The sequence below is a fragment of the Rhizobium lusitanum genome, from assembly GCF_014189535.1.
Classification (GTDB): domain Bacteria; phylum Pseudomonadota; class Alphaproteobacteria; order Rhizobiales; family Rhizobiaceae; genus Rhizobium; species Rhizobium lusitanum_C.
The window spans coordinates 1,918,937-1,944,098 of sequence record NZ_CP050307.1 but is presented as its reverse complement, the minus strand read 5'-3'; the positions used below and the strand labels follow the sequence as shown (position 1 = coordinate 1,944,098).

Sequence of the window (25,162 nt, the reverse complement as noted above, 5' to 3'; positions counted from 1 at the left end):
GTTGATGATGCCCCAGCCGCTGTTTCCGGTAAACCGGAAATTAGCCGCTTGTCACTTCATAGGTCCAGACGCGAAATGCTTTCAGCACATGCGGGCCGAACGAGTTGATGAGCGGTATATCGGCTGCATCGCGGCCCCGCGCCACGACGATGCGGCCGATCCGGGGCTTGTTGTTGCGCGGATCGAACGTATACCAGGCACCATCGAGGAAGACTTCCATCCAGGCGCTGAAATCCATTGGATCGACGACGGGAACACCGATGTCGCCGAGATGGCCGTTGACATAACGGGTGGGAATGTTGAGGCAGCGGCAGAGCGTGACGGCAAGATGCGCATAGTCACGGCAGACGCCGACGCGCTCATGGAAGGCCTCGAATGCCGTCCGCGTCGATCGCGCTTGCATGTAGTCGAAGCGAATGTGGTTGTGGACGAAATCGCAAACCGCCTGCACCCGCGCCCAGCCGGGTGTGATCGTGCCGAACGTGTCCCAGGCAAACTGGCTCAACCGGTCGGTTTCGCAATAGCGGCTGCCCATGAGATAGACGAGGCAATCATCCGGCAGATCCGAAACCGGCAGTTCTCGGGCGTCAGGTACGATCCGGTCGGTTTTGCCGTCGTCCTCAATCGTGGCATCGCCCCATATCGTCAGATCGCCCGCCGGCGCGACAAGTCGTCGGCATCGGTTGCCAAAGAGATCGCGGTAAGTCGATGTCGGAACATCTGGGGTGGTGAATACTGTTTCCGGAGATCTGATATCCGCCGCGCGGTCGTCGTGGACCGATAGCAGGCATACTAGGGCAGTCGGCTGCTGGCAGGTCAGGGTCATTTCGTAACCGTAGCGGATCAGCATAAAGGGGGCTCCTGTGTGGCAAGGCTAACAACCATGTGCACCTTCAGATTTCGGCGGCACTTTTTCTTGTCTGGTTTTCTCGTTTCAGGAGAGCCATGGTTTCGTTCCCTGAGCATGACCGAAGGTCTTCTCCATGAGAGTCTCTGCGCCACCGGATGAGGCACGCACCGATTCCAGTTGGTCTTCCATCATCACCCGCTCATGAGGTTCGTCGTCGTTGCGGATGCGGTATTGCAGTACATTACCCTTCGGCGGCAGCGTACCGGTGACACGGTAGGTGCTCCTGAATTTGGGGGCGGCCATGCCGGGGCCTTTTCTTATCCAGACGGCCTGCCCCAAGGTAAAAAGATGCGTGGCTGGATCGCGCCGGATCGGATGAGCACTGCCTTTTATATCGGTCATGATTGCTTATGGTCCTTTTCGAGTGCGATTTCGAGATCCGTGGGATTGATGGGTACCATTTGCTGCCTTGAACCCGGCATGGCGATCGCCGGCAGATGGATGAAGGCGCCGACACGTCGCCAGGCAAGCCGAGAGATCCCCTCGATGGCCTCCTCGTCGTGATCGACGCGGTATTCGCCGGCCGGTTGCGGCGCGTCGAAACCTGGCAGCAGGAATGGGAATGAAAAGTGGACGACGGTTTGAGTGGTGCGATTGGTCATGGCGTGGCTCTCCACAGGAACACGCCAATGCGCCTTCCTGCACTATTCCCATCCGAACCGGAACGATCCGGACTGTGCCGGTACATCCAAGGTCCGCGCGAGGGATCATCAAAGGTTCGGACAGGCCGACGCGCGCCGGAACGGCGCTATGCGTTCACTGTCGAGGACTCGGTGATGCACGCGGGTCGTAGGTCTCTGACGCCGCGAAAGCCGGAGCAGTTCAAATAAATGAACTTTACACTTACGACTCCAATGGGATTCAATCAAGGCTTAATCAGGCATCTCTGTGAATATTCATCAATAAAATTCAGAAATCACAAAATAAAATTACAAATTAAGGGCCATGAAATTCTCGCAAATCACCTAGTTTTGATCAAATGCGGGAGCAGAATGGCCGAGTTATATTTCATGATAATTTTGAAACGCACCTAATATTTCTTGGCACTCCTATCAATCGAGTGCCACGAGTGCTATGTTGGGGTCTCAGCCGCAATATGCTCCGGCTTTAGAAAGAACCCTATGAAATTCCGTCCACTCCACGATCGCGTCGTCATCCGGCGCGCGGAAGGCGATCTCAAATCCAAGGGCGGGATCATCATTCCAGACACCGCCAAGGAAAAGCCGCAGGAAGGCGAAGTCATCGCCGTTGGTCCGGGCATACGCAATGAAGACGGCGCATTGGTTCCCCTCGACGTCAAGGCCGGCGACACGATCCTGTTCGGCAAATGGTCCGGAACCGAGGTCAAGATCGATGGCGAGGAACTCCTGATCATGGAGGAGGCCGACATCATGGGCATCGTCGGAAAGACCGACGAAGCAGCCCTAAAGGTCGCCTGACGGCCGATCTCCAATCCCGTAATTTCAAGACTGAACTGGACGAACAACATGTCTGCCAAGCAAATCAGATTCTCCGCCGATGCGCGCGATCGCATGCTCCGCGGTGTCGAGCTACTCAACAATGCCGTCAAGGTGACGCTCGGCCCCAAGGGCCGCAATGTCGTGATCGCCAGCGCTTACGGCGCGCCGCGCATCACCAAGGACGGCGTCACCGTCGCCAAGGAAATCGAGCTGGCCGACAAGTTCGAGAACATGGGCGCGCAAATGGTGCGCGAAGTCGCCTCAAAGACCAATGACCTTGCCGGCGATGGCACGACGACCGCGACGGTGCTCGCCGCATCCATTCTGCGCGAGGGCGTGAGGCTTGTCGCCGTCGGCATGAACCCTATGGACCTCAAACGCGGCATCGACCTTGCGGTTATCGCCGTCGTCAAGGAAATCCAGGCACGAGCCAAGAAGGTCCAGTCCTCCGGCGAGATCGCCCAGGTCGGCACCATCGCCGCGAATGGTGACGCGAGCGTCGGCGAAATGATCGCCAAGGCGATGGACAAGGTCGGCAACGAGGGCGTCATTACGGTCGAGGAAGCAAGAACCGCCGACACCGAACTTGACGTCGTCGAGGGCATGCAGTTCGACCGCGGCTACCTGTCGCCCTATTTTGTCACCAATGCCGAGAAGATGCGCGTCGAGCTTGAGGATCCCTATATCCTCCTCCACGAGAAGAAGCTCGGCAATCTGCAGGCAATGCTGCCGATCCTTGAAGCTGTGGTGCAGAGCGGCCAGCCGCTGTTGATCATCTCGGAAGATGTGGAAGGCGAAGCGCTGGCGACATTGGTCGTCAACAAGCTGCGTGGCGGCTTGAAGGTCGCGGCCGTCAAGGCTCCGGGCTTCGGCGATCGCCGCAAGGCGATGCTGGAAGATATTGCCGTCCTCACCGCCGGTCAGGTAATCTCCGAGGATCTCGGCATCAAGCTTGAGAATGTCACGATCGACATGTTGGGACGCGCCAAGCGCGTGCTGATCGAGAAGGACACGACCACCATCATCGACGGCTCCGGCGAGAAGGCGACCATCCAGGCACGCGTCCAGCAGATCAAAACCCAGATCGAGGATACGACCAGCGACTACGACAAGGAAAAGCTGCAGGAACGCCTGGCGAAACTTGCCGGCGGTGTCGCGGTGATCCGTGTTGGCGGCGTGACCGAGATCGAAGTCAAGGAAAAGAAGGACCGCATCGACGATGCGCTGAACGCTACCCGCGCGGCGGTCGAGGAAGGCATCGTGCCCGGCGGCGGCGTGGCATTGCTGCGTGCAAAGTCGGTCCTGACCGGGCTGACCGGAGAAAACGCCGACATAACGGCCGGTATCTCGATCGTGCTGCGCGCGCTTGAAGCTCCGATCCGGCAGATCGCCGACAATGCCGGCGTTGAGGGCTCGATCGTTGTCGGAAAGCTCATCGACAGCACGGATCACAATCAAGGTTTCGACGCGCAGACGGAAACCTATGTCGATATGGTCAAGGCCGGCATCGTCGATCCCGCCAAGGTCGTGCGGACTGCCTTGCAGGACGCCGGCTCGATTGCAGCACTTCTGATCACCGCCGAAGCGATGATCGCCGATATTCCGGCAAAAGAGCCTGCCGCGATGGCCGGAAATGGCGACATGGGTGGCATGGGATACTGACAGCAGCGCCTGAACTAGAGCACATCGGACAGCCGCACATTGAGGGCTGCGCCTCCGCTCTCGTCATGTGAGACATTCAGTCCAAAAGCGCCCCATATTCATGTGGGGCGCTTTCTCAATCCGTCAGATCAGGAGAATGACAATGATCCGTTTCGTGAAAAAGGCCGACCCGCAGCCCTTGCCGAAGGACGTTGAGGACAAGCGTCCTGCGCAGAACCAAGAGCCTGCCCTGGAAGGGGATAAGAAATCCCGCGCAAAAACTCCGCGTAATCCTACACCGCCGGCGACAGACGACCGCCTCATTTGAAAGACGTCGCGCCGGCGAGCCCATCACCGCCGGCGAGGGGCGATGCATGCTGTTCAAGTCCGCCGACCTTGGTTCAAGGCGAAGGCGCAGAACGTACTTCGCAAGAGTGAAGAACGGTTTTCCAAATCTTTCAGGCGTTCGCCCGCGCCTGCGGCGATCTCGCGTCGGGATGCTTTTGTCCAACCCCGCCGATTGTCATTAACCGGCGGGCGTCATTGTCATCTTGGCTACGGCCAGATTGATACGGCTCAGCAGTGCACGCCCTAAATCCGCTCGGCGCAACGCCCCCACTTGCTTGACCGGCGCTACACCGTCTCAAAAATGGCGCTGTCACCTTGGTGGCAGGTCAGGAGATGGGCGCCGCCACAGGTATCTCGTCGCTATACTTTATCGCCGCGATGCCTGCCGAAGGCGAAACGTCGGATTATCTCTCGCCGCGTCGATAGGGCTGCATCAGCGCCTGCGGCACGCGGGCGCGTCGGCTCATCACGGCGAGCGCGACGATGGACAGGACATAGGGTGTCATCAGGAAGATCTGGTAGGGCACGCCTTGCACTGCCGTTTGTAGGCGGAGCTGGAAGGCGTCGAAGAAGGCGAAAAGCAGGGCGCCGAACAGCGCCCGGCCCGGTCGCCAGGAGGAAAAGACGACGAGCGCGATGCATATCCAGCCGCGGCCCTGCACCATAGTCGGGAAGAAACTGTTGAAGGCGGAAAGCGTGAGGAAGGCGCCACCCATGCCCATCAGCGCGCTGCCGGCGATCACGGCACCGTAGCGCACCTTCATCGGGTTGACGCCCTGCGCCTCGGCCGCATGCGGGTTCTCGCCGGTCATGCGGATCGCGAGCCCAACCGGCGTGCGAAAGATGATATAGGCCATGAGCAGTGCAACCAGGATCGCCAGATAGGTTGGCGCGGTTTGCGTGAACAAGGCCGGGCCGATGAAGGGCAGGGTCGACAGGCCGGGAATGCTGATCGGCTGGAACGGCACGATGGTCGGCGGCGTTCCGGCGACCGGCACGACCAGCCGGAAGACATAATAGCTGAAACTCGAGGCGAACAGCGTCACGCCAAGACCGGAGACATGCTGCGACAGGCCGAGCGTCACCGTCAATGCCGAATGCAGCAGGCCGAAGACACCACCGGCGATCGCCGCGACCAGAAGACCGGTCCACAGATCGGCGCCATGATAGACCGACAGCCAGCCGGCCATCGCACCGAAGGTCATGATGCCCTCGATGCCGAGATTGAGCACGCCTGCGCGCTCGCAAAGCAGGGCTCCCAACGTGCCGAAGATCAGCGGTGTCGCGATGCGCAGCACGGCGGCCCAGAGCCCGGCGGAGGCGATGATGTCGAACAGCGCGCTCATCGGCGGATCCTGTATTGCGTGAAGAACACCGCGATCAGCATGGTGAGCAGTGACAGGGCCACGGTGACATCGGCGATATAGGTCGGGATGCCGAGGCTGCGGCTCATGCCATCGGCGCCGACGAACATGGTGGCCGTGAAGATGGCGGCCAACACCACGCCGAGCGGATTGAGATTGGCGAGCATGGCGACGACGATGCCTGCATAGCCGAAGCCGGGCGACAGGTCGGTGGTCACATAGCCCTTGACGCCCATCACTTCGACCGCGCCGGCAAGCCCGGCAAGCCCACCCGAAAGGCAGGCGACCTTGACGAGTGTGCTGCCCAACCGCACGCCGGCAAAGGCCGCGCCGGAAGGGTTGAGGCCGGCGGCGCGCGACCGCATGCCGAAGACGGTGCGCGACTGGATGAAATAGACGACAACAGCCAGGGCAATGGCGATCACAAAGCCGATATGCAGGCGTGAGCGGGCGATCAGCTTCGGCAGCATGGCATGATCGACGACCGCCTGGGACTGCGGCCAGCCGAAGGCCGAGGGATCCTTGAGCACGCCGTCGATCAGCATGGAGACGAAGAGTACGGCAATGAAATTGAGGATCAGGCTGGTCACCACCTCGTCGACGGAGAAACGCAATCTCAGCCAGAGCGGGATCAGGATCAGCACCATCCCCGCGACGGCGCCGATGACCAGTAGCAGCGGGATCAGGATCGGCGCCGGTAACCCAGCGAGCATGTTCGAGCCGAAGGCGGCGACGGCAATCGCGCCGAGATAGAACTGTCCCTCGGCACCGATGTTCCAGAGCCGGGCGCGGAAGGCGACGGCGGCCGCAAGTCCCGTCAGCATCAACGGCGTGGCGCGCGTCAGCGTCTCGGTTGTCGAAAGCCGCGAGCCGAAGGCGCCGATCAGGATGCGTCGGTAGGCCTCGAGAACGGGCGCGCCGGCAATCGCGATCAATATGCCGGCGAGCGCCAGCGCAGCGACGACAGCGAGCAACGGTGTCAGGATCATCAGATAGAGGGGGCGATGCTCGCGACGTTCAAACCGCATGGCCGACCTCCGCTGGTTTCGACCACTCTCCGGCCATCATCAGGCCCAGCATGCGGGCATCCGCCTCCTTAGCGTCGACCGGTGGTGACAGCCTGCCGCCGACGATTGCCTGGATACGATCCGCCAAGGCAATGACCTCATCGAGATCTTCCGAAATCAGCAGCACCGCCGTCCCCTGGCGACGTGCCTGAAGAATGCGGGCTTGAACCGCGGCCACCGCGCCTTCGTCCAGCCCGCGCGCCGGCTGCGCGGCGATGAGGATTTTCGGGCGCTGATGGAGGTTACGACCGAGAATGAGCTTCTGCATGTTGCCGCCCGACAGCAGTCGGGTGCGGCTTGCCGGAGTGCCGCCGCGTACGTCGAACTCTGCGATGATGTCCTGCGCAAAGGCGATGCCGGCCTTCCTGTCGACCAGCCCGTTCTTCGAGAAGGAGGAAAGGCGTTCCAGCACGGCGTTTTCCCAAATCGCCATCTCGCCGATCGCACCTTCCTTGTTGCGGTCTTCGGGGATGCGACCAATGCTTGCTCCCACGATTTCGGTGACGTCCGGGTTACCCATCGGCTTGCCAAAGAAGAGAAGCTCGCCCGATGTGCGGGCAAGGGTGCCGGAGAATATCTGCGCGAGTGCTGTCTGGCCGTTGCCCGAGACGCCGATGATGCCGAGAATTTCGCCGGCGCGCAGGTTGAAGCTAACCTTCTTCAGTCGCTCGACACCGCCAATGCTGACCGTCACGTCGCGTGCTTCAAGCGCGACGTCGCCCGGCGTGCCCGGCTCTCGGACCGGGCGCGTCACCCGATGGCCGACCATCAGCTCTGCAAGTTCCGTCTTGTTCGTCCGCGACGCTTCGCGCTCGGCCACCATCCTGCCGCCGCGCAGTACGACGATGCGGTCGGCAGCGGCCATCACCTCGTCGAGCTTATGGGAAATGAAGATCAGCGACAGGCCCTGGCGGGCCATTTCCTTGAGAGTCGCAAACAGGTGCTCCGCCTCGATATTGGTGAGCACAGCGGTCGGTTCGTCGAGGATCAGGATACGAGCATCGTTATAAAGGGCCTTGAGGATTTCCACGCGCTGCTGTTCGCCGACGGAGAGATCTCCGAGCCGGGCATCGGGATCGACCTTCAGGCCGAAACGTGCGGAGAGTGCCAGCAACTTCCTGCGCGCAATGCCGGTCCGGGATCTCCACGACCAGAGATTTTCGGTGCCGGTCATGACATTTTCGAGTACGGTCAGATTGGGTGCAAGCGAAAAATGCTGGTGCACCATGCCGACGCCAGCGCTAATCGCCGCGCGTGGCTTGCCATGCGGCAGCTCGGTGCCATCGATCAGAATGCGCCCGGTATCCGGCACGTAATGGCCGAAGAGGATGCTCATCAGCGTCGTCTTGCCGGCACCGTTTTCGCCAAGCAGTGCCACGATCTCACCCTTGGCAAGCGTGAGCGAGATAGCGTCATTGGCGACGGTGTCGCCGAACCGCTTGCTGACATTTTCAATTTCAAGGACAGGTTCGGTCACGCCGTCAGCCCTGCGATCGGGTAACGATGCTGCCAGCGTCCATCGGCCTCGAGCCGGGTGGCGAGAGAGAGCAGAAGAGCATCTTTTCCCATCGGCGCCATGATCTGGACAGGCAAGGGCAAGCCCTCGGCATCGGCGCCGAAGGGCAGCGTCAGGGCCGGAAAGCCGGACACATTGGCAAGCGAGGCGAGCGGCGCGAAAGCCGTCATGCGGTGGAGATGCAGTTCCGTATCGGAATGATCAGTGGGAAAGGATCCAATCAGCGGCGGTGCTACAGCAAGCATCGGCATCAGGAGGACATCGACACTGTCGAAGAGGGTCCAAAGGCTGCGGCTTGCCTGCACCGCGCCGTTGAGTGAATCCCAGAGCGCTGTTGCCGGCATAGCGCGTCCGCGCAGGATGAAAGCCTGGGTCATCGTTTCTGCGGCGTGCATGTCGAGGTCGAGGCCATCCACCAGGGCTGCAATATTGACGGAGACAATATCGCCAAAGGCGCGTCCGCTGGCCAAGACAGGCTGTTCGACATCGCTCCAGACCAGCGGGACGATCCGGTGCCCCTGCGTTTCCAGAAATCGCGCCGCGGCTTCGACGGCCTGTAGCCGTTCGGGCGCGGTGGGATAGCCTGAGCCAGTGTCGGCAAGCAGGCCGATCCGCAGCGATCCCGGTTGTGCCGCGATCCGTTCGATGTCCGCAAACGGCCCCTTGGTTTCGCCGCTGAGGGCCTCAAGGAGCCGGCTTGCGTCGCGCACCGAGCGCGTCACGGCAAGCTCGCTGGCAATGCCGCCGAGATGGTTGCCGAAGTAAGGGCCGGCCGGCATCGCGCCCCTTGTCGGCTTCAGACCGACAAGGCCGCAGCACGCGGCTGGCACGCGGATCGAGCCGCCGGCATCCGTAGCATGCGCGATCGATACGATACCTGCCGCCACGGCCGCCGCCGCACCGCCCGATGAACCGCCAGCGGTGCGGGCAGGATCCAGCGGATTGCGGCAAATTGGGCCGATCGCGGGCTCGGATGCCAGGGAAAAGCCGAATTCCGGGCTGGTGGTCAGCCCGAAGAGGCAGAAGCCCGCCTCGCGAAACCGTTTTGCAAGATCGCTATCGGCCTCGCCGCCCTCGCGCTTGAACAGACGCGACCCAGCCGTCACCGGCAGTCCCGCAAAGGGACCGCCGAGATCCTTGGCAAGCGTCGGCACACCGGCGAAGGAGCGGGCGGCAAAGCGGTCCGGGGACTGAGATCGCTCCAGATCCAGCGCCTGAGCGGAAGCAAGGCCCATCCCGGTGTCGAGATGGGCTATAGCGCCAAGAGCGGCCTGCTGCTCGTGAACGGAAAGAGCGGCCTGCATGGCGTCCATGCAGGAGAGCTTTCCGGCCTTGATGGAGTCGGCCAGGTCGGTGGCATCGGCGGATAGGTGGCTGGGCATGATCGGGCCGGGTTACTTCGGCTGTTCCGTCACCTTGGGAACCTCGAAGGTGCCGGCCTTGATATCAGCGCGGACCTTTTCCATCGCCGCTTCGGCGTCCGCAGGAGCCACGCCCTTCACATAGACGATGTCGCTGCCGCCGTCCTTCATCAGGCCATAGGCCGTGTAATTGCGCCCAACCGGTTTGCCGGCGGCTACATCGGCGATCGCCGCATTGAGGATAGGGCGGAAATACCACATGGCATTGGCGAACACCGTGTCCGGGTAGCGCGGTGTATAGTCGATCAGTGAGCCGACCGACTTGATTTTGCGCTCCTTGGCGGCATCCGCCGTGCCGATGCGTTCCCCGAACAGGATGTCGGCGCCGGCATCGATCTGCGCCAGGCCCGCCTCGCGCGCCTTCGGCGGATCGAAGAAGGTGCCGATGAAGGAGACGAGATGCTTGCAGTCGGGATTGACCGCCTTGACGCCGGCGGCAAACGCGTTGATCAGCATGTTGACTTCCGGGATCGGGATCGCGCCGACCGAGCCGACGACGTTCGACTTGGTCATCTTGCCGGCGAGCATGCCGGCGAGATAGGCGCCGTCATAGTTCCAGGTGCCGAAAACGCCGAAATTGTTGCCGGCGGCCTCCCCGCTGGAGCCGAGCACGAAGGCGGTGTCCGGATAGTCGGCGGCGACCTGCCGTGCTTCCTTTTCTACCGCATAGGCCTCGCCGATGATCAGCTTGTTGCCCTGTTCAGCATATTCGCGCATGGCGCGCGGATAGTCGGTGCCCGATACGCCCTCGGAGAACACATACTCGATCACACCTTCCTTGGCCGCGTCCTGAAGTGCCTTGTGCAGACAGGAGTTCCACGCATTCTCCACCGGGGAGGCATGAATGCCGGCGACTTTCAGCGGTGCGGCGGCCCGAGCGGCGGGCGCAAGCGCGCTGACGCCAAGAGCGATGCCCGAGGCGATTACCGCGCGGCGCGATAGAATGATGTCATGTGTCATTGTCTGTTCCCACGTTTTTGATCATTTGGTCAAAAGTCTATGGGGCGACCAAAAAAGTGTCAAGCAATCGAACGGCTCAAAGAATGTGCATTCCGACGCCGTGCTGGCGACCGAGACGATGGATTACAGGAAAGGCGCCTCCAATCTCAGATTGGCACGAAAAATGCGTGTTCCATCGACGATCGCAACCCACGATGATGGAGACGGCGGACGATGACAAGGCAGGCAAATGGCACTTTGGATGTGCGGTTGATGCGCACGTTGCTGACCTTATTGACGGAGTGCAGCGTTTCGCGAACGGCCGACCTCCTGGGGCAAGCTCAGCCGACAGTCAGTCTCACGCTCAAGAGGCTGCGAGAAATGCTGGACGATCCGTTGTTGGTAAGGTCTGGCGGTGCACTGGTGCCAACGGAACGGGGGCTGGCATTGAAGGAGACGCTGCGCGACATACTCGGCCAGATCAACACGCACCTTGCTCCCGACCCGACCTTCGATCCCAAAAACGCCAAGCGAAACTTCCGCATCATCGCCGACAATTGCCTCGGCGCCGTTTTTCTACCGCAACTTGTCGGGAAGATTGCACAGAAGGCGCCCAATGTTGGCGTTGATGCGTCCCATATGCCGAGCTACGACGATCTTCTCAGCCAGTTGGCGGACGGGTCCATCGATGCGGTTATTGGGAACTGGCCGCATCCGCCGGAATATCTGAGGATGTCCCCTTTGCTGACGACCGATATTGTCTGCGTCGTGCGCCCGAGCCACAGACTGGCGAGCCGTAGCGAGCCTATCCGGATGGAAGAGTTCCTTACGGAAAAACATCTTTCGCCGACGCCAGATAAACGCGCTCACCTAAGCCCGATCGATGGGCGGCTGATCGAGCTCGGCCTCAAACGCAACATCGCCACATCGGTCCCGGAATATGCGATCGCGCCCTATGTCCTCGCCCAATCGGACCTTGTTTTCACCACCGGACGAATTTTCGCCGAGCAGATCGCCCAAGCGTTTCCCTTCGTCGTTCTGGAGGCCCCTCGCGAACTTGGACAGATGCAGTTCTATATGCTCTGGCACGAGTGCAAGCATCAGTCGCCGGATCATGTCTGGCTGCGACAAATGATAAAGTCAGTAGCGGCCGACGTTCGCGCCAGCGATACAACAGCGTCGGAGTCGATCAAATCCGTGCGTTCCAAAACGCCCGCATTCGGTTGAGCCGAGCTGGGTCGCTGTCAGCACGCCGCTGCCGATCCTCTTCGCAGTGCAATATAGTCTATTTGTGTTCGGTTATGGTCGTTTCTTTCCAAACGGCCCACACTGGTTGCAATCCAATACCAACCAGATGAGGGCATGATGGCCGGTTCAGGAATTACCCGACGTGAAGTGCTTGCAGGGATTGCCGCCGGTACGGCAGCAGGGATGTTCGGATCATTGAGCAGCGCCCGGGCGGCCATTTCCGAGATGGTCTGGGCCACCTGGGATTCCAATGGGCATCCTGAATACATCGCTGCGTTCGAAGCGCGGACGGGCGTCAAGGTGAAACTGTCATATCTCTCCAGCGAGGACGCGCAGTTCGCGGCTTTGAAAACCGGGACAGCCTCTGACTGGGACATGATCAACCCGTCCCTCAACGGCAGCTGGCGTTACATCAAGGCCGGACTGCTTGAAGAAATCGACATGGGCAAAATCCCAAATGCCGCCAAAATGTACGATGTCTTCAAGACAACGCCCAAGGTTCTTGATGCCTCGGGCAAGCATTTTGCGGTTCCCTATCTCTGGGGCCTCAACCCGATCGTCTACCGCAAGGACAGGTTCGAGAGCGAGCCCGACTACACGACGCTGTTTAACGAGAAATACAAGGGCCAGCTTGCCATGCGCGACTATGCGCTGGAATCCATCGGCATAGCAGGTCTTGTCGCCGGCATACCGCGCGACAAGGTGTTCCTCATGGAGACCAAGGAACTGGCGGAAGCCAAGAAGCTGCTGATCGCGCAAAAGCCGTTGCTGCGTACCTATTGGCAGACGATCGGCGATCTCACCAACCTGTTTGCAACGGGCGAGGTCTCCTGCGCGTTTTCGTGGCGGGTCCCCTATGACGCGCTTAAAGACAAGCTGAGCATGGGGATGGCGAAACCGAAAGCCGGGATCATGGGCTGGTGCGACTGCTTTGCCATGCCGGCGACACTGTCTCCCGAAAAGACCGAGATCGGCTATAAATTCATCGATTATCTGCTCGGCGCGGACTTTGCGACCCAGATCGCCAAGATCGGCAACTATGCGACCACATCGTCCATTATTCGAGACAGCCTGTCGAAGGAGCAGCAGGAAGCAATCTTCGTCGACGACATGGATGTGATGAAGTCCTTCATGTGGCCAGTCGCGCCAGCCAACTATTCGGAGTGGCTGAAAGTATGGAATGAAGTTAAGGCAAGCTGATCATGGTGAATACGCCTGACGTTGCGCCCGATCCGGCGAGATCGGGGCTTCTGCTGTCGGCCCGCGGCCTGACCAAATATTATGGAAAGGACCGCGCAGTCGACGGTGTCGATCTCGACATACCGGAAAAAGCCTTCACCACTTTTCTTGGCCCTTCCGGCTGCGGCAAGACCACGATCCTGCGGATGATCGCAGGATTCGAGACGCCGGACGCTGGATCGATTGTGCTGGATGGCAGGCCTCTTTCCGGCGTGCCGCCGGAGCGACGCCCGGTCAATACGGTGTTCCAGAGCTATGCGTTGTTTCCGCATCTGACCGTATTTGGAAACGTCGCGTTCTCGCTGACACTTCGGCGCCAGAGCAATGTCGATGTGGCTGCGCGCGTCAAAAGAGCGCTGGACGCCGTGCATATGGCGGAGTTTGGCGAACGATATCCACATCAGCTGTCGGGCGGACAACAGCAACGCGTGGCGGTGGCCCGCGCGATCATCGCGGAGCCGCATCTGCTCCTGCTCGACGAACCCTTGTCGGCGCTGGATAAAAAGATGCGCGGCCATCTTCAGATCGAACTGAAGGACCTGCAGCGACGCCTCGGTATCGCCTTCGTCTATGTGACCCACGATCAGGACGAGGCCTTCGCGCTCTCCGACATCGTCGTCGTGATGAACAAGGGGCGTATTGTTCAAAAAGGCGACCCTTTGACGATCTATGCTCGTCCCGCCAACGCCTTCGTTGCTGATTTCATCGGCGCTGCGACACTCATTCCCGGCGAAGTTGTCGGTAACGGCGCGATCCCCGGATCGGCTGCGATCGACACGGCGATAGGCATCATCCAGTGCCCGGCTGTGGAGGGATTGTCGCGTGGGGACAAGGCGGTGCTCGCCATCCGACCGGAAAACCTTCGCGTTGCCCCAGGCGGGGACGTGATAAGCGCGACGGTCCAACATGTCGTGTTCAAGGGGGACAGATATCTCATCGAAGCCGGCGTGAAGGGCATCACCTTGCGGTTCATGGCGGATCTTCCGCTTGCCCCAGGAACCGATGTCGGCCTGGCATTGGATCCCGATCGCGCCTTTATCACGAGGGTCGAGTGATGGCTCTGGCGTTCCACCGGGCGCATTTTGCCGTGCCCGTCGCATGTCTTTTATTGGTAGGTTGCGTTCTGCCGCTCGCTTTGCTCCTGGTGTTCAGCTTCTTTGAGGTGGATCTCGACGCCTTCACGATGGTTCCGGCCTTTTCGGGACAGAGTTGGTCGCAGATTTTTACCAATCCGGTCTTCGTCTTTTTGATCGGCAAGGCAGTTGTCTCCGGTGCGGGGACGGCGGTGCTCGCGACTTTTGTCGGCTATCCGATTGCGATTTCGATGACACGCCTGCCTGCCCTTTGGAAGGGGATTGCCAGTATCGTCCTGCTGACACCGCTCTATACCGGCGAGATCGTGCGAATTTATGCCTGGCGTGTCGTTCTTGGCTCCGAAGGCTTGATAAACGCCGTCCTGCAATGGTTCGGTCTTGTCGATGAGCCTTTGAAATTCCTGTTATTTTCGCCGTTCACCACGCATCTCGTGCTGCTCTATAACAATCTGCCATTCATGGTTTTGGCGATATGGATCTCAGCCGAGTTGATTGACAAAAGGCTGATAGAGGCCGCCCGGGATCTCGGCGCCCGGCCGTTGGATGCGTTTTTGAAGGTGATCCTGCCTTTGACCACCCCTGGACTGGCCGTCGGCGCCTTTACAGTCTTTGCTCTGGCAGCCGGCGATATGATGACGCCAAGTCTTCTTGGCGGAACCTCGGGCGCGACGCCGATGGCGATGATCGATAATCTGTTCGGTACTGCCTTCGATTGGCCACTGGCCTCCGCTCTGGCCCTTAGCCTTCTTGTCGTCCTGTTCGCATTTGCCATCGGGTTCGCCACCGTCCTTCTTCGGCTCAACGGTGCAAGGGCAGTCTTCCGGCGGGGGTTGAAATGACCCGATTTGCGATCTTCACACTTGGTCTTGCGGCCTGCTTTTTCTACCTGCCGATTGTCGTTCTCGGGATTTTTTCCTTTAACGCGTCAAGCACCATGGCTTTTCCTCTCAGCGGATTCACCTTTGCCTGGTACGCCGATCTTGTTGGCAACACGGCGTTTCAGGATGGCTTCGTAACCAGCTTTTTGATCGCCCAACCTGTCGGGCTTCTGGCTGCCTTCATCGGCCTTGTCGCCGCCTTGGCCCTGACGTCGTCGCGAATGTGGTTCCGGGGCGCATTTGCCGTTTTGATCCTCGTGCCCTTTCTTGTGCCGAAGACCGTCCTTTCCATCGCGCAGGCAATGCTCATGAGCTGGGTGGGGCTGGGACGCGGAGCGACAGCCCTCATTCTGGCACAAACGATTGTTGCCATCCCCTTCACCACAACAATCATCGCCGCCGTGTTAATTCGGCTCGATCCACGGCTGGAGGAGGCGGCCCGGGATCTGGGTGCTACGCCGTGGCAGAGTTTCCGGCGTGTTCTGCTTCCGCAGCTCAACGTCGCGCTCAGCGCCGCCTATTCCATCGGGGTCATTCTGTCGCTGGCGGATTTGACAATCTCCATGTTTTTGGCCGGCCGCACACAGCCGCTTTCCCTTATTGTCGCATCGGAGTTTCGGCGGGAACTCAAGCCTGACCTCAATGCGATGCAGGTGGTCGTCCTCCTGTTGACAGCCCTGATCGTGGCGCTGACAGAGATTAATCGCCGACGCCGTCTACGCGGACGTACGGCTCATTTGCGAGATCAAACATGACATTCTCCCCCGCTGATGTGCCGCGGATGACGGTTGACGACCTGAAGCAGGCCGCCCGTGCCGATCTTGCCGCCCTTGGCTATCCGAACCCACGATGGATCGCCGATTTGCCACGGCCCGACGCAATGGAGATCGCGGATGTGATCATCGTCGGCGCCGGCCAGTCCGGCATCACGATAGCGGCAGCCCTGAAATGGGATGGGGTGAGTAACGTGCGCGTTCTCGACAGCGCGGCGCCAGGGGCCGAGGGGCCGTGGCTGACCTTTGCGCGCATGGAGGAACTGCGCACCCCGAAAACGCAGGTTGGAAACGAATTCAATGTCGTCAATCTGTCCGTGCGCCGGTGGTTCGAGACAGTTTACGGGCGTCACGCCTGGGAAGAGCTTCCACGTATTCCAAGAAAGGACTGGAAGGCCTATCTGGATTGGTATGCCGAAGTCTTCGAAGTCGCGATTACGAATCATTGCGAGGTTGTCGACGTGGCCCCTGAGGGCGATGTCATCGCCGTCACGACCAAGGTCCGCGGAGTGGTGGAAAAGTCTCTGGCGCGTGCCGTGGTCCTGGCCACCGGATATGATGGTGCGGGTGCATGGCGGGTTCCAGGTTTCGTCTCTGACGGGCTGTCGCCAGACAGGTTCAATCACACAAATGGTCCCATTGATTTTGAAGCTTTGAGGGGCTTGCGCATTGGCATGCTTGGGCATGGCGCGTCGGCATTCGACAACGCGATCAAGGCTCTTGAAGCGGGTGCCGCCTCCGTCGATCTCTGCTTTCGGCGTGCGAAGCTGCCGCGCACGAACCCGCATCGCGCGATTGAGACACCGGGGATGATGACGCATTATCCGGATCTCTCCGACAGCACGCGCTGGAATATTTCTCGCTTCTTCCGCAGCGCCGACCAGCCGCCGCCGGTGCGGAGTTTCGAAACCGCCATGAGCCTTCCCGGGTTTCGGCTGCGCCCCGCCACACCATGGCTCGCGGTTTCCGAGCAAGCGGACGCAATCCGTGTCGATACGCCAGACGGTATTTTGGAGTTCGACCATCTCCTGCTTGCGACCGGCATGCAGATCGACCTTGCCGCCCGACCCGAACTGACAAGCATCCACGACAAGGTTGCGCTTTGGGGGGAGCGCTACACACCGCAGGATACTGACAAAGACGCTCGCCTCGCGCAGCTTCCCTATCTCGATGCGTTCTATGGCTTTGTCCCAAAAGATGATGCCGACACATGGCTCAGCCGCGTATTTGCCTTCAACAGCAGCAGTTTTATCAGCCACGGCCCGCACTCGACCTCGATCAGCGGACATAAGCACGGCGTTCCCCGCCTTGTGCGCGGTGTCTTGCGTCGGCTTCTTCTCGATCAGGAAGAAACAATCCTGCCGGCATTGGCGGCCTATGCCTCGCCCGATCTGCCGGTCTCCGATGATTTCGAAGATCGTGTTGCCACGGCAAACTCGCGTCCAGCAAGCGCGGATCAATCTGACAATCGCGTGTGAGGCTACGTTATGACCATCTCTTTTCATTGGACCGATCACTCGACCGCCGATTTTGCTTCGCGTGATCTGAGCGAGACCGTCGTCATATTGCCGATCGCGGCCGTCGAGCAGCATGGCCCCCATCTTCCTGTTAAGGTGGACGCGGCGATCAACGCCGGCATCCTTGAGCGAATGACACTCTTGCTTGACGCTAATGCCGACGTCTTGATCCTGCCAGCACTCAGCGTTGGCAAATCGGATGAGCATCTGGCCTATCCGGGCACGCTCACCATCTCCGGGCAAACACTGCGCCTCGTCTGGCTCGACATCGCCAGAAGCGTGAAGCGCGCGGGCGCCCGAAAGCTCATTCTTTTCAATTCGCATGGCGGGCAGATCTCGCTCATGGACATGACCTGCCGTGATATCCGCATAGAGCTCGATATGCTTGCGGTTGCCTGCTCCTGGTTCCGGATTGCGCCGGTCGACGACCTGTTTTCTTCGGCGGAAATTCTTCATGGCATTCATGGCGGGGATATCGAAACCAGCATGATGCTTGCCATTGCGCCAGAGCTGGTCGTCATGGACAAGGCCGAAGACTTTGTGCCGCTGACGGTCGGCATCGAACAGTCCGGCAGCCTGCTGACGGCGGAGGGCGCAGTAGGCTTCGGCTGGCAAGCGCAGGACCTTCATCCAGCCGGCGTTTGCGGTAATGCCGCCAATGCTGATGCCGACAAGGGTGCGATCGTCCTTAACCGCGCCGCGGCTGCATTGCTCCGTCTCATCGAAGCAGTTCGCGGTTTTGACATAGGCCAGCTCACCTCTGAAACCCGCTTTTCGGCAATGAGATAGGCCAGGCGGAAGCCGGGGCAGTACATCAGGATGCCTGGCAAGCGCCGGCGTGACCTAATTAAGCGAACGGTCTCCCAACACGCAAACAAGAGGCCGCTTTGCCGCCACTCTTAGAAAGGCTCAATATGCCAGCGATCTCCAATGAAGAAACCGCCGAGGGCCTTGAAGCAATTCTGGCCGGCATGCCGGAGTGGGGCTCGGAATTTTCGCACACATTCGCCAATCATGCCCCAATGGTTCTCGTGGCGCTCGACCGTATCGGTGGCGCGCCTGCTCAACTTCGGCGCTTCTTTGATTACTACAGAGATGCAAAGCAGCTCGCACCCTTCGCTCAGCCAATCGCGCCCCTTGATAGCAATAGTTGGAAGGCGGCAATCGGAAGGCGCGAGCGCGAACCCGATCTGCGCATATTCTTCGCGGGCGAGCTGACGAGGTTGGGGATCCATGGTGCGTTGCAGCTCTATCTCCCCGATCTTGCGGCTGGTATTGCCGCCAGCGCGTTTCACGCGCTGATGCGAACGGCCTATGGTGTTCTTCGCGGCAATGAGGCTGATGTCGCAATCGCGCTTGCCTATTGGGCTGCCACCTATCTGCCGCTTCCATCAGCAAAGGGAACGCCGCCCATAACGCGCGACCCAGCCGAAGTGCTTGCGATGACCGCAAAGATCGCGCCATTGCATGGCATGAAGCTGCATGACCTGCTGTGGCAAAATATGCGGGACGCCGGCAACGTGACGGCATTCGCACCCGTGGTCGATTGGCTGGCGATTGGGCCAGAGACCATGGAGCAGATGGCGTCCACCGCCCTTTCATTGTTTGCCGCAACCCAGCATTTTGCAGCCTTGCATGTCATCACCGGACTGCACTGGATCCGTCTGCTTGCGCCTCATTGCGATGAGGAAACGCTCTATCGGATGTTGCGGGTGTTCTGGCAGGGCATTGCAGCACTGATGGGCGAACTTGGCTTTCCCGAGATGCCGGACAAAGTCGTGGTTGATCGCTGGCGCAACATACCGGCCCCCGGTTGGCCCGAGATACACGCGATTGCCGCGCAGAGTTACGATGAGCACGATATCAGCCTTGCGTTCTCTGCAAGCGAAGAAATGAAGGTCTATGGCGACCCGCTCTATCGCGTTGTCGTTGCTCGCCGCCTCGGCCTTATCGGAGACTACATGAAATGATGGCAGCGACGTCGAGAACCGCCGATTGCATTATTGAAGCCGGTACGGTGCTTTGCGGCCTTGCGCCCGACGGCACCATGGCGATGCGCCATGACGTTGGCATCCGTGTTGATGGCGGCATGATCGCCCAGATCGGACCAATGCCGGCGGTCGCTTATGGCAACGACCATCTTCCCCGGTTTGGCTCCCGCGACATGATTGCCATGCCGGGACTGGTCAACAGCCACCACCATTTCGGGATAACTCCCTTGATGCAGGGCGTGCCCTTCGCGCCGCTGGAATTATGGCTGCCGCAATTCCGGGCGATGCGCCACATTGATGTCCGGCTCGACACGCTCTATTCGGCGATCGAGATGCTGGAAAGCGGCACCACCATGGTACAGCATATCAACAGCGGGTTTGCCGGCGCCCCGGATGGCTGGATGGCCACGGCTGATGCGACGCTAAAAGCCTATGCCGAGATCGGCATGCGGGCCGGCTTCTCTTTCATGATCCGTGACCGCAATATTCTGACGTATGATGATGATGCAAACGTCCTTGCCACCCTTCCCGAAGCCGTGCGTGCGTGGATTGCTCCAAAACTTAATGCCGCCGCAGTGCCAGTCTCAGAACTCATGGCGTTTTACAGAGCGCTCAGCGAGCGCTGGTCGGCGGAACAGCCCGATCATGTCCGCATCAATCTCGCGCCGGCGAACCTTCACTGGTGCAGCGATGAATGTCTCCAGACCATCTTCGAAACGGCACGCTCCTCTGAAGCACAGGTGCATATGCACCTTCTGGAAACCGAGCGGCAATCAAGTTTTGCCTATAATAAGTTCGGCCACAGCGCAGTGCAGCATCTAAAGGCACTCGAATGCCTCGGCCCCAATGTGACGCTTGGCCATGGCAATTGGATGAGCCGCGCCGATCTCGACATAGTCGCCGACTGCGGCTGTATCATATGTCACAATGCGTCTTCGGGGCTCCGGCTTGGCAGCGGTATTGCTCCCGTCAACGAGATGCGGCGTCGCGGCATTCCGGTGGCTCTCGGCATTGACCAGTCGAACATCGCCGATGACCGCGATATGACGCTTGAGATGAAACTTGTCTGGGCGCTGCACCGCGAAACCGGACTGTGGAACGACCGGCCCGATGCCGGCGCCGTGCTGCAGATGGCCACGGAACATGGTGCCAAATCCGTCGGCTTCGGCGGCTTTACGGGCCGGCTGGAACCCGGTCTGCAAGCTGATATCGTGTTGATGGATCAGCGAAAAATCGGCCGTCCGCATCTCAACATGAGAACATCTCCGGCGGATGCCGTTCTGCATCGCGGGGGGCGACATGCCGTCCACCAGGTGTTTATCGGCGGGTGTTTGGTCGTTGACAACGGCAAAGTGACCACGATCGACCGTGAGGCCGTGCTGCTCGAAATTGCGGATATATTGAAAGACCCGGAAACGCAGTCAGAGACGCAGGCATGGAATGCGATCGACGCCCTTCTTCCTCATTTGGAGGCACATCACCGAAAATTCACGCCAACGGCCGCGCAGCGCGCGTATCGATATAATTCGATGGCGGACAATCAGGACCGTGAATAAGCATTGCGTAATGACCCTAAGCAAAGCACCTTTTTATCGGGCCTATCAATATTGAGCCGCATGCCGATTCATAAAATAGAACACGTTGGCGATTGGATCGTGAATGGCAGACCAAGCGTTATAGATAGAGAACGGATTTGAACCGCCGCTCCTTGGATCGTTGTTCACCCGGAAGGAAAGCCGGACCCTAACGCTGCCAGTAGAGCCGCATCGGGTTATCGACAAGTAACTTGTGCTGCAGCGTTTCGGTCGGCGCGATGCGGGGGATGAAGTCCACCAATGTCCCGTCATCGGGCATGTGGTTCTTCATATTGGGGTGCGGCCAGTCGGTGCCCCATAGCACGCGGTCGGGGAAGCGCTCGACCAGAGCACGCGCGAAAGGGACGACATCGTCATAGGCCGGCGGACCGCTCTTGGAGAGACGCTCGGGGCAACTGACCTTGGACCAGATGTTGTCGCGCTCCATCAGAGCCACGAAACGACCGAATTCGGGGCCATCGACGGGCTTTGTCACGTCGGGCCGGCCCATGTGATCGACGACGACCGTGGTGGGCAGGCTGGTGAAGAAATCCCACCGCTCCTCAAGGTCAGCCGCCTCGAAGTAGATAACGATATGCCAGCCGAGTGGTGCGATGCGCTCGATGATGCCGCGATAGTAAGCATCCGGCTTCGGATCCACGAGCCGGCGAACGAAATTGAAGCGCACGCCACGCACGCCGGCCGCATCCATCTCCGCGAGCGTTTCCTCGGTCACGTCGGGGCGAACCGTTGCGACGCCGCGGGCGCGTCCATCGGCGGCGCGAAGCGCGTCGACCAGCGCGCGGTTGTCGGCGCCGTGGCAGGTCGCTTGCACGATCACATTGCGTTCGAAGCCGAGGAAATCCCTGAGCGCAAACAGCTTGTCCTTGCCGGCATCGCAGGGTGTGTATTTGCGCTCTGACGCATAGGGGAAGACATCGCCAGGCCCGAAGACATGGCAATGTGCGTCGACCGCACCGGCCGGTAGTTGGAAGACCGGCTTCGAAGGTGAGGGATCAAAGCTGAGCCAATCGGCGTCCATCGTGAAGGCACTCATAGGCTGCTTACCTTAAACTGTGCGTCGAGATCGATGATCATGCGCTGGATGTTCCTGTTGCGTGGAGAATGGCGTCGAAGCCTTGGAAAAGAGGTGCGGTTCGCAATGGTTTTTGCGGCTTCCCCAAATCCGATCAGAGCTATCATCGTCGTTTCTCCCGCGCCGTTTCTACCCATAATGTCAGTGCATGGGCGTATCGAAAGCGGTCAAGGGCTATTCAAATTCCTGAAGATCGCTTTGCGCCGGCGGCCGTCAATTCGGCCAGCAGGTCGGCCTGTGCGGCCGTCGGCAGCCAGTCGGCGCGAATGGTCACGCCGATCTGGCGGCGGGAGCCCGGAACGGGACCTCCGATCGGTGCGAGCAACCCCGATGCCTGTTCGATCCGAAACTGGTCGGTGGACATCAAGGCGATCCAGTCGCCATCCAGCAGGAGCCAGCGCGCCATCAGGATAGAGCTGCATTCGATCCGCCTTGCCGGCAGTTCCGATTCGACGAACAGCGCCTCCCACCGTGCGCGCATGGGCGACCCCTGCGCGCCGATCACCCAGGGATAACTCGCCAGATCTGCTGGATTCGGATCATTGGATCCGGCAAGCGGGTGGTGAGATCGCGCGACGATAAACAGGTCGTCCTCAAACAGCGGCCGCTGGAGGATGTCGCGCGTCGGTGTGGGATCGCGGAGCGCGCCGACCACCATGTCGATTTCTCCACCGCGCAGCGCTGCCAGCAGATCGGAATAGGGGCCTTCGATGATCGTGATGGCGGTATAGGGATGGTTGCGCGTAAACCCGGCGAGTGCCTCCGGCAGCAATCCGGCCCGCGGGAGGGGCAGGGCGCCGATCCTGATGGTACCGGCGCCGGCCTGTTCCAGCGCGGCCAACTCGTCGAAGCCGGCCTGAAGCTCCGCTGCCATCAGCCTGATCGCCGAAACCAGCCGCATGCCTGCCGGAGTTGGCCGCATGGACCGCCCCGCCCGGGAAAGCAACGGCAGGCCGAGGATCGCCTCCAGTTCCTTTACCGCCCGATGCACGGATGGCTGGGAGAGGCCGATCTCACGCGCGGCCAGGGAATAGCTGCCCGCCTTCTCGACTGTAGCCAACGCATGAAGCTGTCCCATGGACACCAGGCGTTCCAGATAGGCGATCGGCTTCAGTCGCGCTGAGCGGCGCAGCCTGCGGCCGCTATCGATAATGCGCTCCAGCCCCCGTTCGACGCGAGCAAGGAAGAGATGGCCCGCCTGCGTGGGTGTCGCACCGCTCGGTTGGCGATCAAAGAGCCTATGACCGAGCAGCGCTTCGAGCTTGGCCAGCGCTTGCGTCAATGCCGGTTGGGAGAGGTTCACGGCGGCGGAGGCACCGTTGATGCTCCCTTGGCGCAGCACCGCCAGTGCCGCGTCGAGGTGGCGCAAACTCAAATCGAAGGTGGAGACCATGTGAGCATCTATAGCATCAGCTTATAGGTAGGGCAAGATTCCGTGTGGCGTCGAGGGGCAATGACAGGCAGCTATAGGAGGATTGCTCACTGGAGGGTTCTTCGGCGAGGACGAGAATTTTACGAATATCCGCTCGGGGGTGAGGCGACGGGGCCGAGGAAGAGTTGAACAGCAGGCTGTTCGATCTCCGGTGTCTTCGATTGAGGAAACTTGAAATGGGTGAGGAGAGATGATGGACGGTCTCGCAAGCGCGAAGCAGGATGACGTGAAGACGCGGAAGTCGACGCGTTTCGGAATTGCAGGCCAGCTCTGGTTCCAGGTGCTGATCGGCACGGCGGCGGGCGTCATTGTCGGCCATTTCTGGCCGGAATTCGGGGCCTCGATGAAGCCGTTCGGCGATGCCTTCATCTCGCTCATCCGCATCATGATCGGACCGGTGATCTTCTGCACGGTGGTGCATGGCATTGCCAGCATGACGGACATGAAGCGCGTTGGCCGGCTCGCGTTGAAATCAATCATCTACTTCGAGGCGATCACCATTTTTGCGCTTATTTTCGCACTTGTGGCGGCCGATCTGTGGCGGCCAGGCGCGGATATGAACATCGATCCGGCGATGCTCGATACCAAGGCGATCGCCAGCTATATTGCGACGGCCCATGAGCAGAGCGTCTCCGGCTATCTGCTTCACATCATCCCGAAAACCTACGCCTCCGCCTTCACCGACGGAGAGGTACTCCAGGTTCTATTCGTGTCGGTGCTGTTTGGTATCGCGCTGGCCGCGATCGGCGAGCGTGGAAAACCGGCCTTCGCATTGATCGAAAGCCTGTCGAGCGCCTTCTTCAAGATCGTTGGCTATATCATGTATTTCGCGCCGATCGGCGCCTTCGGTGCAATCGCCTTCACGGTCGGCAGGTTCGGATCGGGATCGTTGCTGGCACTCGGCGAATTGATTATCGAGTTCTTTATCGTCTGTGCGCTTTTCACCGTGGTCGTGCTTGGGTTGGTCGCGCGCTGGGTCGGCGTCAGCCTCTGGAAGCTGCTGGTCTATATGCGCGAGGAGATCGTGATCGTCGCCGCTACGACCTCCACCGAGACGGTGCTGCCACGCGTCATACAGAAGATGCGGGACGTGGGTTGCGAGGAGAGCGTCGTCGGCTTCGTCGTGCCCGCCGGCTATTCTTTCAATCTCGACGGCACCTGCCTTTACCTGACGACGGTGGTGGTGTTTCTGGCCCAGGCAACGAACACGCATCTGACCCTTTGGCACGAGCTTGGTCTGATCGCGGTGTTGTTGCTGACGTCCAAGGGTGCGGCCGGCGTGGCGGGTGCCGCATTCGTCGTGCTGGCGGCGACGCTGAACACCACGGGCATCATCCCTGTCGCAAGCATAGCGCTTATCCTGGGCATCCACCGCATCCTCGCCGAGGGGCTCACCTTCGTGAACCTGATCGGCAATTGCCTGGCGACGATCGTGATTGCCAGGTGGGAAGGGGCGATCGACGAAGTTCGTCTCGCCGAAACGATCGGCACCACGTCTCAGCGACGCCGCCATCTCGCCGTCGCCTGACAGGCGACCCAGTCAGTAGGAGAGCCTCCCCGCCGTCCAAGCATGTAATTGCGCCGATTGACCCATTATCGTGTGATCGACTGACTGATCTTTAAAGATGAATGCCGCCCGCGCTCAACGAGGGAA

23 protein-coding genes are annotated in these 25,162 nt (G+C 60.2%); 13 read left to right on the top strand and 10 right to left on the bottom strand.

Annotated features, from left to right (window positions below; all coding sequences use genetic code 11):
- Positions 1-40: 40 nt before the first annotated feature.
- The 3 genes from HB780_RS11980 to HB780_RS11970 form a co-directional block, all read right to left on the bottom strand.
- Positions 41-850: a transglutaminase-like domain-containing protein gene (locus HB780_RS11980; RefSeq protein WP_183687983.1), complete on the bottom strand. Its 810-nt coding sequence runs from the start codon at positions 848-850 to the stop codon at positions 41-43.
- Between the two features lie 84 nt (positions 851-934).
- On the bottom strand, positions 935-1,252 hold the full coding sequence (locus HB780_RS11975; RefSeq protein WP_183687981.1) for a hypothetical protein: 318 nt from the start codon (positions 1,250-1,252) through the stop codon (positions 935-937).
- A complete protein-coding gene (locus tag HB780_RS11970; protein WP_183687980.1) occupies positions 1,249-1,512 on the bottom strand; it encodes a hypothetical protein in 264 nt (87 codons plus the stop codon). Before HB780_RS11970 ends, HB780_RS11975 begins: the two co-directional genes overlap by 4 nt.
- Before the next feature lie 519 nt (positions 1,513-2,031).
- Here HB780_RS11970 and HB780_RS11965 point away from each other — a divergent pair.
- The 3 genes from HB780_RS11965 (at position 2,032) to HB780_RS11955 (ending at position 4,339) form a co-directional block, all read left to right on the top strand.
- A complete protein-coding gene (locus HB780_RS11965; RefSeq protein WP_183687978.1) occupies positions 2,032-2,349 on the top strand; it encodes a co-chaperone GroES in 318 nt (105 codons plus the stop codon).
- Positions 2,350-2,397: 48 nt separating this feature from the next.
- Complete coding sequence (groL, locus tag HB780_RS11960; RefSeq protein WP_183687976.1) at positions 2,398-4,032, top strand: chaperonin GroEL; 1,635 nt, start codon at positions 2,398-2,400, stop codon at positions 4,030-4,032.
- A gap of 142 nt (positions 4,033-4,174) precedes the next feature.
- Entirely contained in the window at positions 4,175-4,339 is a 165-nt protein-coding gene (locus HB780_RS11955; RefSeq protein ID WP_183687974.1) for a hypothetical protein, read from the top strand.
- Positions 4,340-4,763: 424 nt separating this feature from the next.
- Here the strand turns inward: HB780_RS11955 and HB780_RS11950 are convergent, their stop codons facing one another.
- Genes HB780_RS11950 through HB780_RS11930 form a run of 5 tightly spaced genes read right to left on the bottom strand, consistent with a single transcriptional unit; the run spans position 4,764 to position 10,687 of the window.
- Positions 4,764-5,705, bottom strand: coding sequence for an ABC transporter permease (locus tag HB780_RS11950; RefSeq protein ID WP_183687972.1), 942 nt, complete (start codon positions 5,703-5,705; stop codon positions 4,764-4,766).
- On the bottom strand, positions 5,702-6,751 hold the full coding sequence (locus HB780_RS11945; RefSeq protein ID WP_183687970.1) for an ABC transporter permease: 1,050 nt from the start codon (positions 6,749-6,751) through the stop codon (positions 5,702-5,704). Before HB780_RS11945 ends, HB780_RS11950 begins: the two co-directional genes overlap by 4 nt.
- Positions 6,741-8,267: an ABC transporter ATP-binding protein gene (locus HB780_RS11940; protein WP_183687968.1), complete on the bottom strand. Its 1,527-nt coding sequence runs from the start codon at positions 8,265-8,267 to the stop codon at positions 6,741-6,743. Before HB780_RS11940 ends, HB780_RS11945 begins: the two co-directional genes overlap by 11 nt.
- Positions 8,264-9,688 (bottom strand): amidase, encoded by a 1,425-nt coding sequence (locus HB780_RS11935; RefSeq protein WP_183687966.1) that lies wholly within the window; start codon positions 9,686-9,688, stop codon positions 8,264-8,266. The genes HB780_RS11940 and HB780_RS11935 overlap by 4 nt, the downstream gene beginning before the upstream one ends.
- Positions 9,689-9,700: 12 nt before the next feature.
- Positions 9,701-10,687, bottom strand: a complete 987-nt coding sequence (locus HB780_RS11930) for a BMP family protein (protein WP_183687964.1) — start codon at positions 10,685-10,687, stop codon at positions 9,701-9,703.
- 252 nt (positions 10,688-10,939) lie between these two features.
- Here HB780_RS11930 and HB780_RS11925 point away from each other — a divergent pair, with 252 nt between their 5' ends.
- From HB780_RS11925 to HB780_RS11885, 9 genes are all read left to right on the top strand, one after another.
- Positions 10,940-11,893, top strand: coding sequence for a LysR family transcriptional regulator (locus HB780_RS11925; RefSeq protein WP_286202927.1), 954 nt, complete (start codon positions 10,940-10,942; stop codon positions 11,891-11,893).
- A gap of 135 nt (positions 11,894-12,028) precedes the next feature.
- A complete protein-coding gene (locus HB780_RS11920) occupies positions 12,029-13,114 on the top strand; it encodes an ABC transporter substrate-binding protein (RefSeq protein WP_286202926.1) in 1,086 nt (361 codons plus the stop codon).
- A gap of 2 nt (positions 13,115-13,116) precedes the next feature.
- Positions 13,117-14,208: an ABC transporter ATP-binding protein gene (locus HB780_RS11915; RefSeq protein ID WP_183687962.1), complete on the top strand. Its 1,092-nt coding sequence runs from the start codon at positions 13,117-13,119 to the stop codon at positions 14,206-14,208.
- Positions 14,208-15,086, top strand: a complete 879-nt coding sequence (locus HB780_RS11910) for an ABC transporter permease (RefSeq protein WP_183687960.1) — start codon at positions 14,208-14,210, stop codon at positions 15,084-15,086. Before HB780_RS11915 ends, HB780_RS11910 begins: the two co-directional genes overlap by 1 nt.
- On the top strand, positions 15,083-15,880 hold the full coding sequence (locus HB780_RS11905) for an ABC transporter permease (RefSeq protein WP_183687958.1): 798 nt from the start codon (positions 15,083-15,085) through the stop codon (positions 15,878-15,880). The genes HB780_RS11910 and HB780_RS11905 overlap by 4 nt, the downstream gene beginning before the upstream one ends.
- Complete coding sequence (locus HB780_RS11900; protein WP_183687956.1) at positions 15,877-17,376, top strand: NAD(P)-binding domain-containing protein; 1,500 nt, start codon at positions 15,877-15,879, stop codon at positions 17,374-17,376. The genes HB780_RS11905 and HB780_RS11900 overlap by 4 nt, the downstream gene beginning before the upstream one ends.
- 9 nt (positions 17,377-17,385) lie before the next feature.
- Positions 17,386-18,204: a creatininase family protein gene (locus tag HB780_RS11895; RefSeq protein ID WP_183687954.1), complete on the top strand. Its 819-nt coding sequence runs from the start codon at positions 17,386-17,388 to the stop codon at positions 18,202-18,204.
- 182 nt (positions 18,205-18,386) lie between these two features.
- Positions 18,387-19,385 carry a questin oxidase family protein gene (locus HB780_RS11890; RefSeq protein WP_183689701.1) on the top strand — a complete coding sequence of 333 codons (999 nt, stop codon included), beginning with the start codon at positions 18,387-18,389 and terminating at the stop codon, positions 19,383-19,385.
- Positions 19,382-20,962 carry an amidohydrolase family protein gene (locus HB780_RS11885; protein WP_183687952.1) on the top strand — a complete coding sequence of 527 codons (1,581 nt, stop codon included), beginning with the start codon at positions 19,382-19,384 and terminating at the stop codon, positions 20,960-20,962. The genes HB780_RS11890 and HB780_RS11885 overlap by 4 nt, the downstream gene beginning before the upstream one ends.
- 187 nt (positions 20,963-21,149) lie before the next feature.
- On the opposite strand, the gene HB780_RS11880 is transcribed toward HB780_RS11885, so the two are convergent.
- Both HB780_RS11880 and HB780_RS11875 read right to left on the bottom strand, forming a co-directional pair.
- Positions 21,150-22,037 (bottom strand): amidohydrolase family protein, encoded by an 888-nt coding sequence (locus HB780_RS11880; protein WP_183687946.1) that lies wholly within the window; start codon positions 22,035-22,037, stop codon positions 21,150-21,152.
- 217 nt (positions 22,038-22,254) lie between these two features.
- Entirely contained in the window at positions 22,255-23,469 is a 1,215-nt protein-coding gene (locus tag HB780_RS11875; protein ID WP_183687945.1) for a LysR family transcriptional regulator, read from the bottom strand.
- Between the two features lie 229 nt (positions 23,470-23,698).
- Between HB780_RS11875 and dctA the strand changes: the two genes are divergently transcribed.
- Positions 23,699-25,036 carry a C4-dicarboxylate transporter DctA gene (dctA, locus tag HB780_RS11870; protein ID WP_183687944.1) on the top strand — a complete coding sequence of 446 codons (1,338 nt, stop codon included), beginning with the start codon at positions 23,699-23,701 and terminating at the stop codon, positions 25,034-25,036.
- Positions 25,037-25,162: the final 126 nt, after the last annotated feature.

Excerpts from the sequence above, each read along its gene's own strand:
- HB780_RS11910 (WP_183687960.1), top strand. The coding sequence starts at position 14,208 with ATGGCTCTGGCGTTCCACCGGGCGCATTTTGCCGTGCCCGTCGCATGT.
- HB780_RS11965 (WP_183687978.1), top strand. The coding sequence starts at position 2,032 with ATGAAATTCCGTCCACTCCACGATCGCGTCGTCATCCGGCGCGCGGAA.
- HB780_RS11945 (WP_183687970.1), bottom strand. The coding sequence starts at position 6,751 with ATGCGGTTTGAACGTCGCGAGCATCGCCCCCTCTATCTGATGATCCTG.
- HB780_RS11885 (WP_183687952.1), top strand. The coding sequence starts at position 19,382 with ATGATGGCAGCGACGTCGAGAACCGCCGATTGCATTATTGAAGCCGGT.
- HB780_RS11920 (WP_286202926.1), top strand. The coding sequence starts at position 12,029 with ATGATGGCCGGTTCAGGAATTACCCGACGTGAAGTGCTTGCAGGGATT.
- HB780_RS11925 (WP_286202927.1), top strand. The coding sequence starts at position 10,940 with ATGCGCACGTTGCTGACCTTATTGACGGAGTGCAGCGTTTCGCGAACG.
- HB780_RS11970 (WP_183687980.1), bottom strand. The coding sequence starts at position 1,512 with ATGACCAATCGCACCACTCAAACCGTCGTCCACTTTTCATTCCCATTC.
- groL (WP_183687976.1), top strand. The coding sequence starts at position 2,398 with ATGTCTGCCAAGCAAATCAGATTCTCCGCCGATGCGCGCGATCGCATG.
- HB780_RS11930 (WP_183687964.1), bottom strand. The coding sequence starts at position 10,687 with ATGACACATGACATCATTCTATCGCGCCGCGCGGTAATCGCCTCGGGC.
- HB780_RS11980 (WP_183687983.1), bottom strand. The coding sequence starts at position 850 with ATGCTGATCCGCTACGGTTACGAAATGACCCTGACCTGCCAGCAGCCG.
- HB780_RS11975 (WP_183687981.1), bottom strand. The coding sequence starts at position 1,252 with ATGACCGATATAAAAGGCAGTGCTCATCCGATCCGGCGCGATCCAGCC.
- HB780_RS11905 (WP_183687958.1), top strand. The coding sequence starts at position 15,083 with ATGACCCGATTTGCGATCTTCACACTTGGTCTTGCGGCCTGCTTTTTC.
- HB780_RS11900 (WP_183687956.1), top strand. The coding sequence starts at position 15,877 with ATGACATTCTCCCCCGCTGATGTGCCGCGGATGACGGTTGACGACCTG.
- HB780_RS11950 (WP_183687972.1), bottom strand. The coding sequence starts at position 5,705 with ATGAGCGCGCTGTTCGACATCATCGCCTCCGCCGGGCTCTGGGCCGCC.
- HB780_RS11890 (WP_183689701.1), top strand. The coding sequence starts at position 18,387 with ATGCCGGAGTGGGGCTCGGAATTTTCGCACACATTCGCCAATCATGCC.
- dctA (WP_183687944.1), top strand. The coding sequence starts at position 23,699 with ATGATGGACGGTCTCGCAAGCGCGAAGCAGGATGACGTGAAGACGCGG.
- HB780_RS11880 (WP_183687946.1), bottom strand. The coding sequence starts at position 22,037 with ATGAGTGCCTTCACGATGGACGCCGATTGGCTCAGCTTTGATCCCTCA.
- HB780_RS11895 (WP_183687954.1), top strand. The coding sequence starts at position 17,386 with ATGACCATCTCTTTTCATTGGACCGATCACTCGACCGCCGATTTTGCT.
- HB780_RS11955 (WP_183687974.1), top strand. The coding sequence starts at position 4,175 with ATGATCCGTTTCGTGAAAAAGGCCGACCCGCAGCCCTTGCCGAAGGAC.
- HB780_RS11915 (WP_183687962.1), top strand. The coding sequence starts at position 13,117 with ATGGTGAATACGCCTGACGTTGCGCCCGATCCGGCGAGATCGGGGCTT.
- HB780_RS11935 (WP_183687966.1), bottom strand. The coding sequence starts at position 9,688 with ATGCCCAGCCACCTATCCGCCGATGCCACCGACCTGGCCGACTCCATC.
- HB780_RS11875 (WP_183687945.1), bottom strand. The coding sequence starts at position 23,469 with ATGGTCTCCACCTTCGATTTGAGTTTGCGCCACCTCGACGCGGCACTG.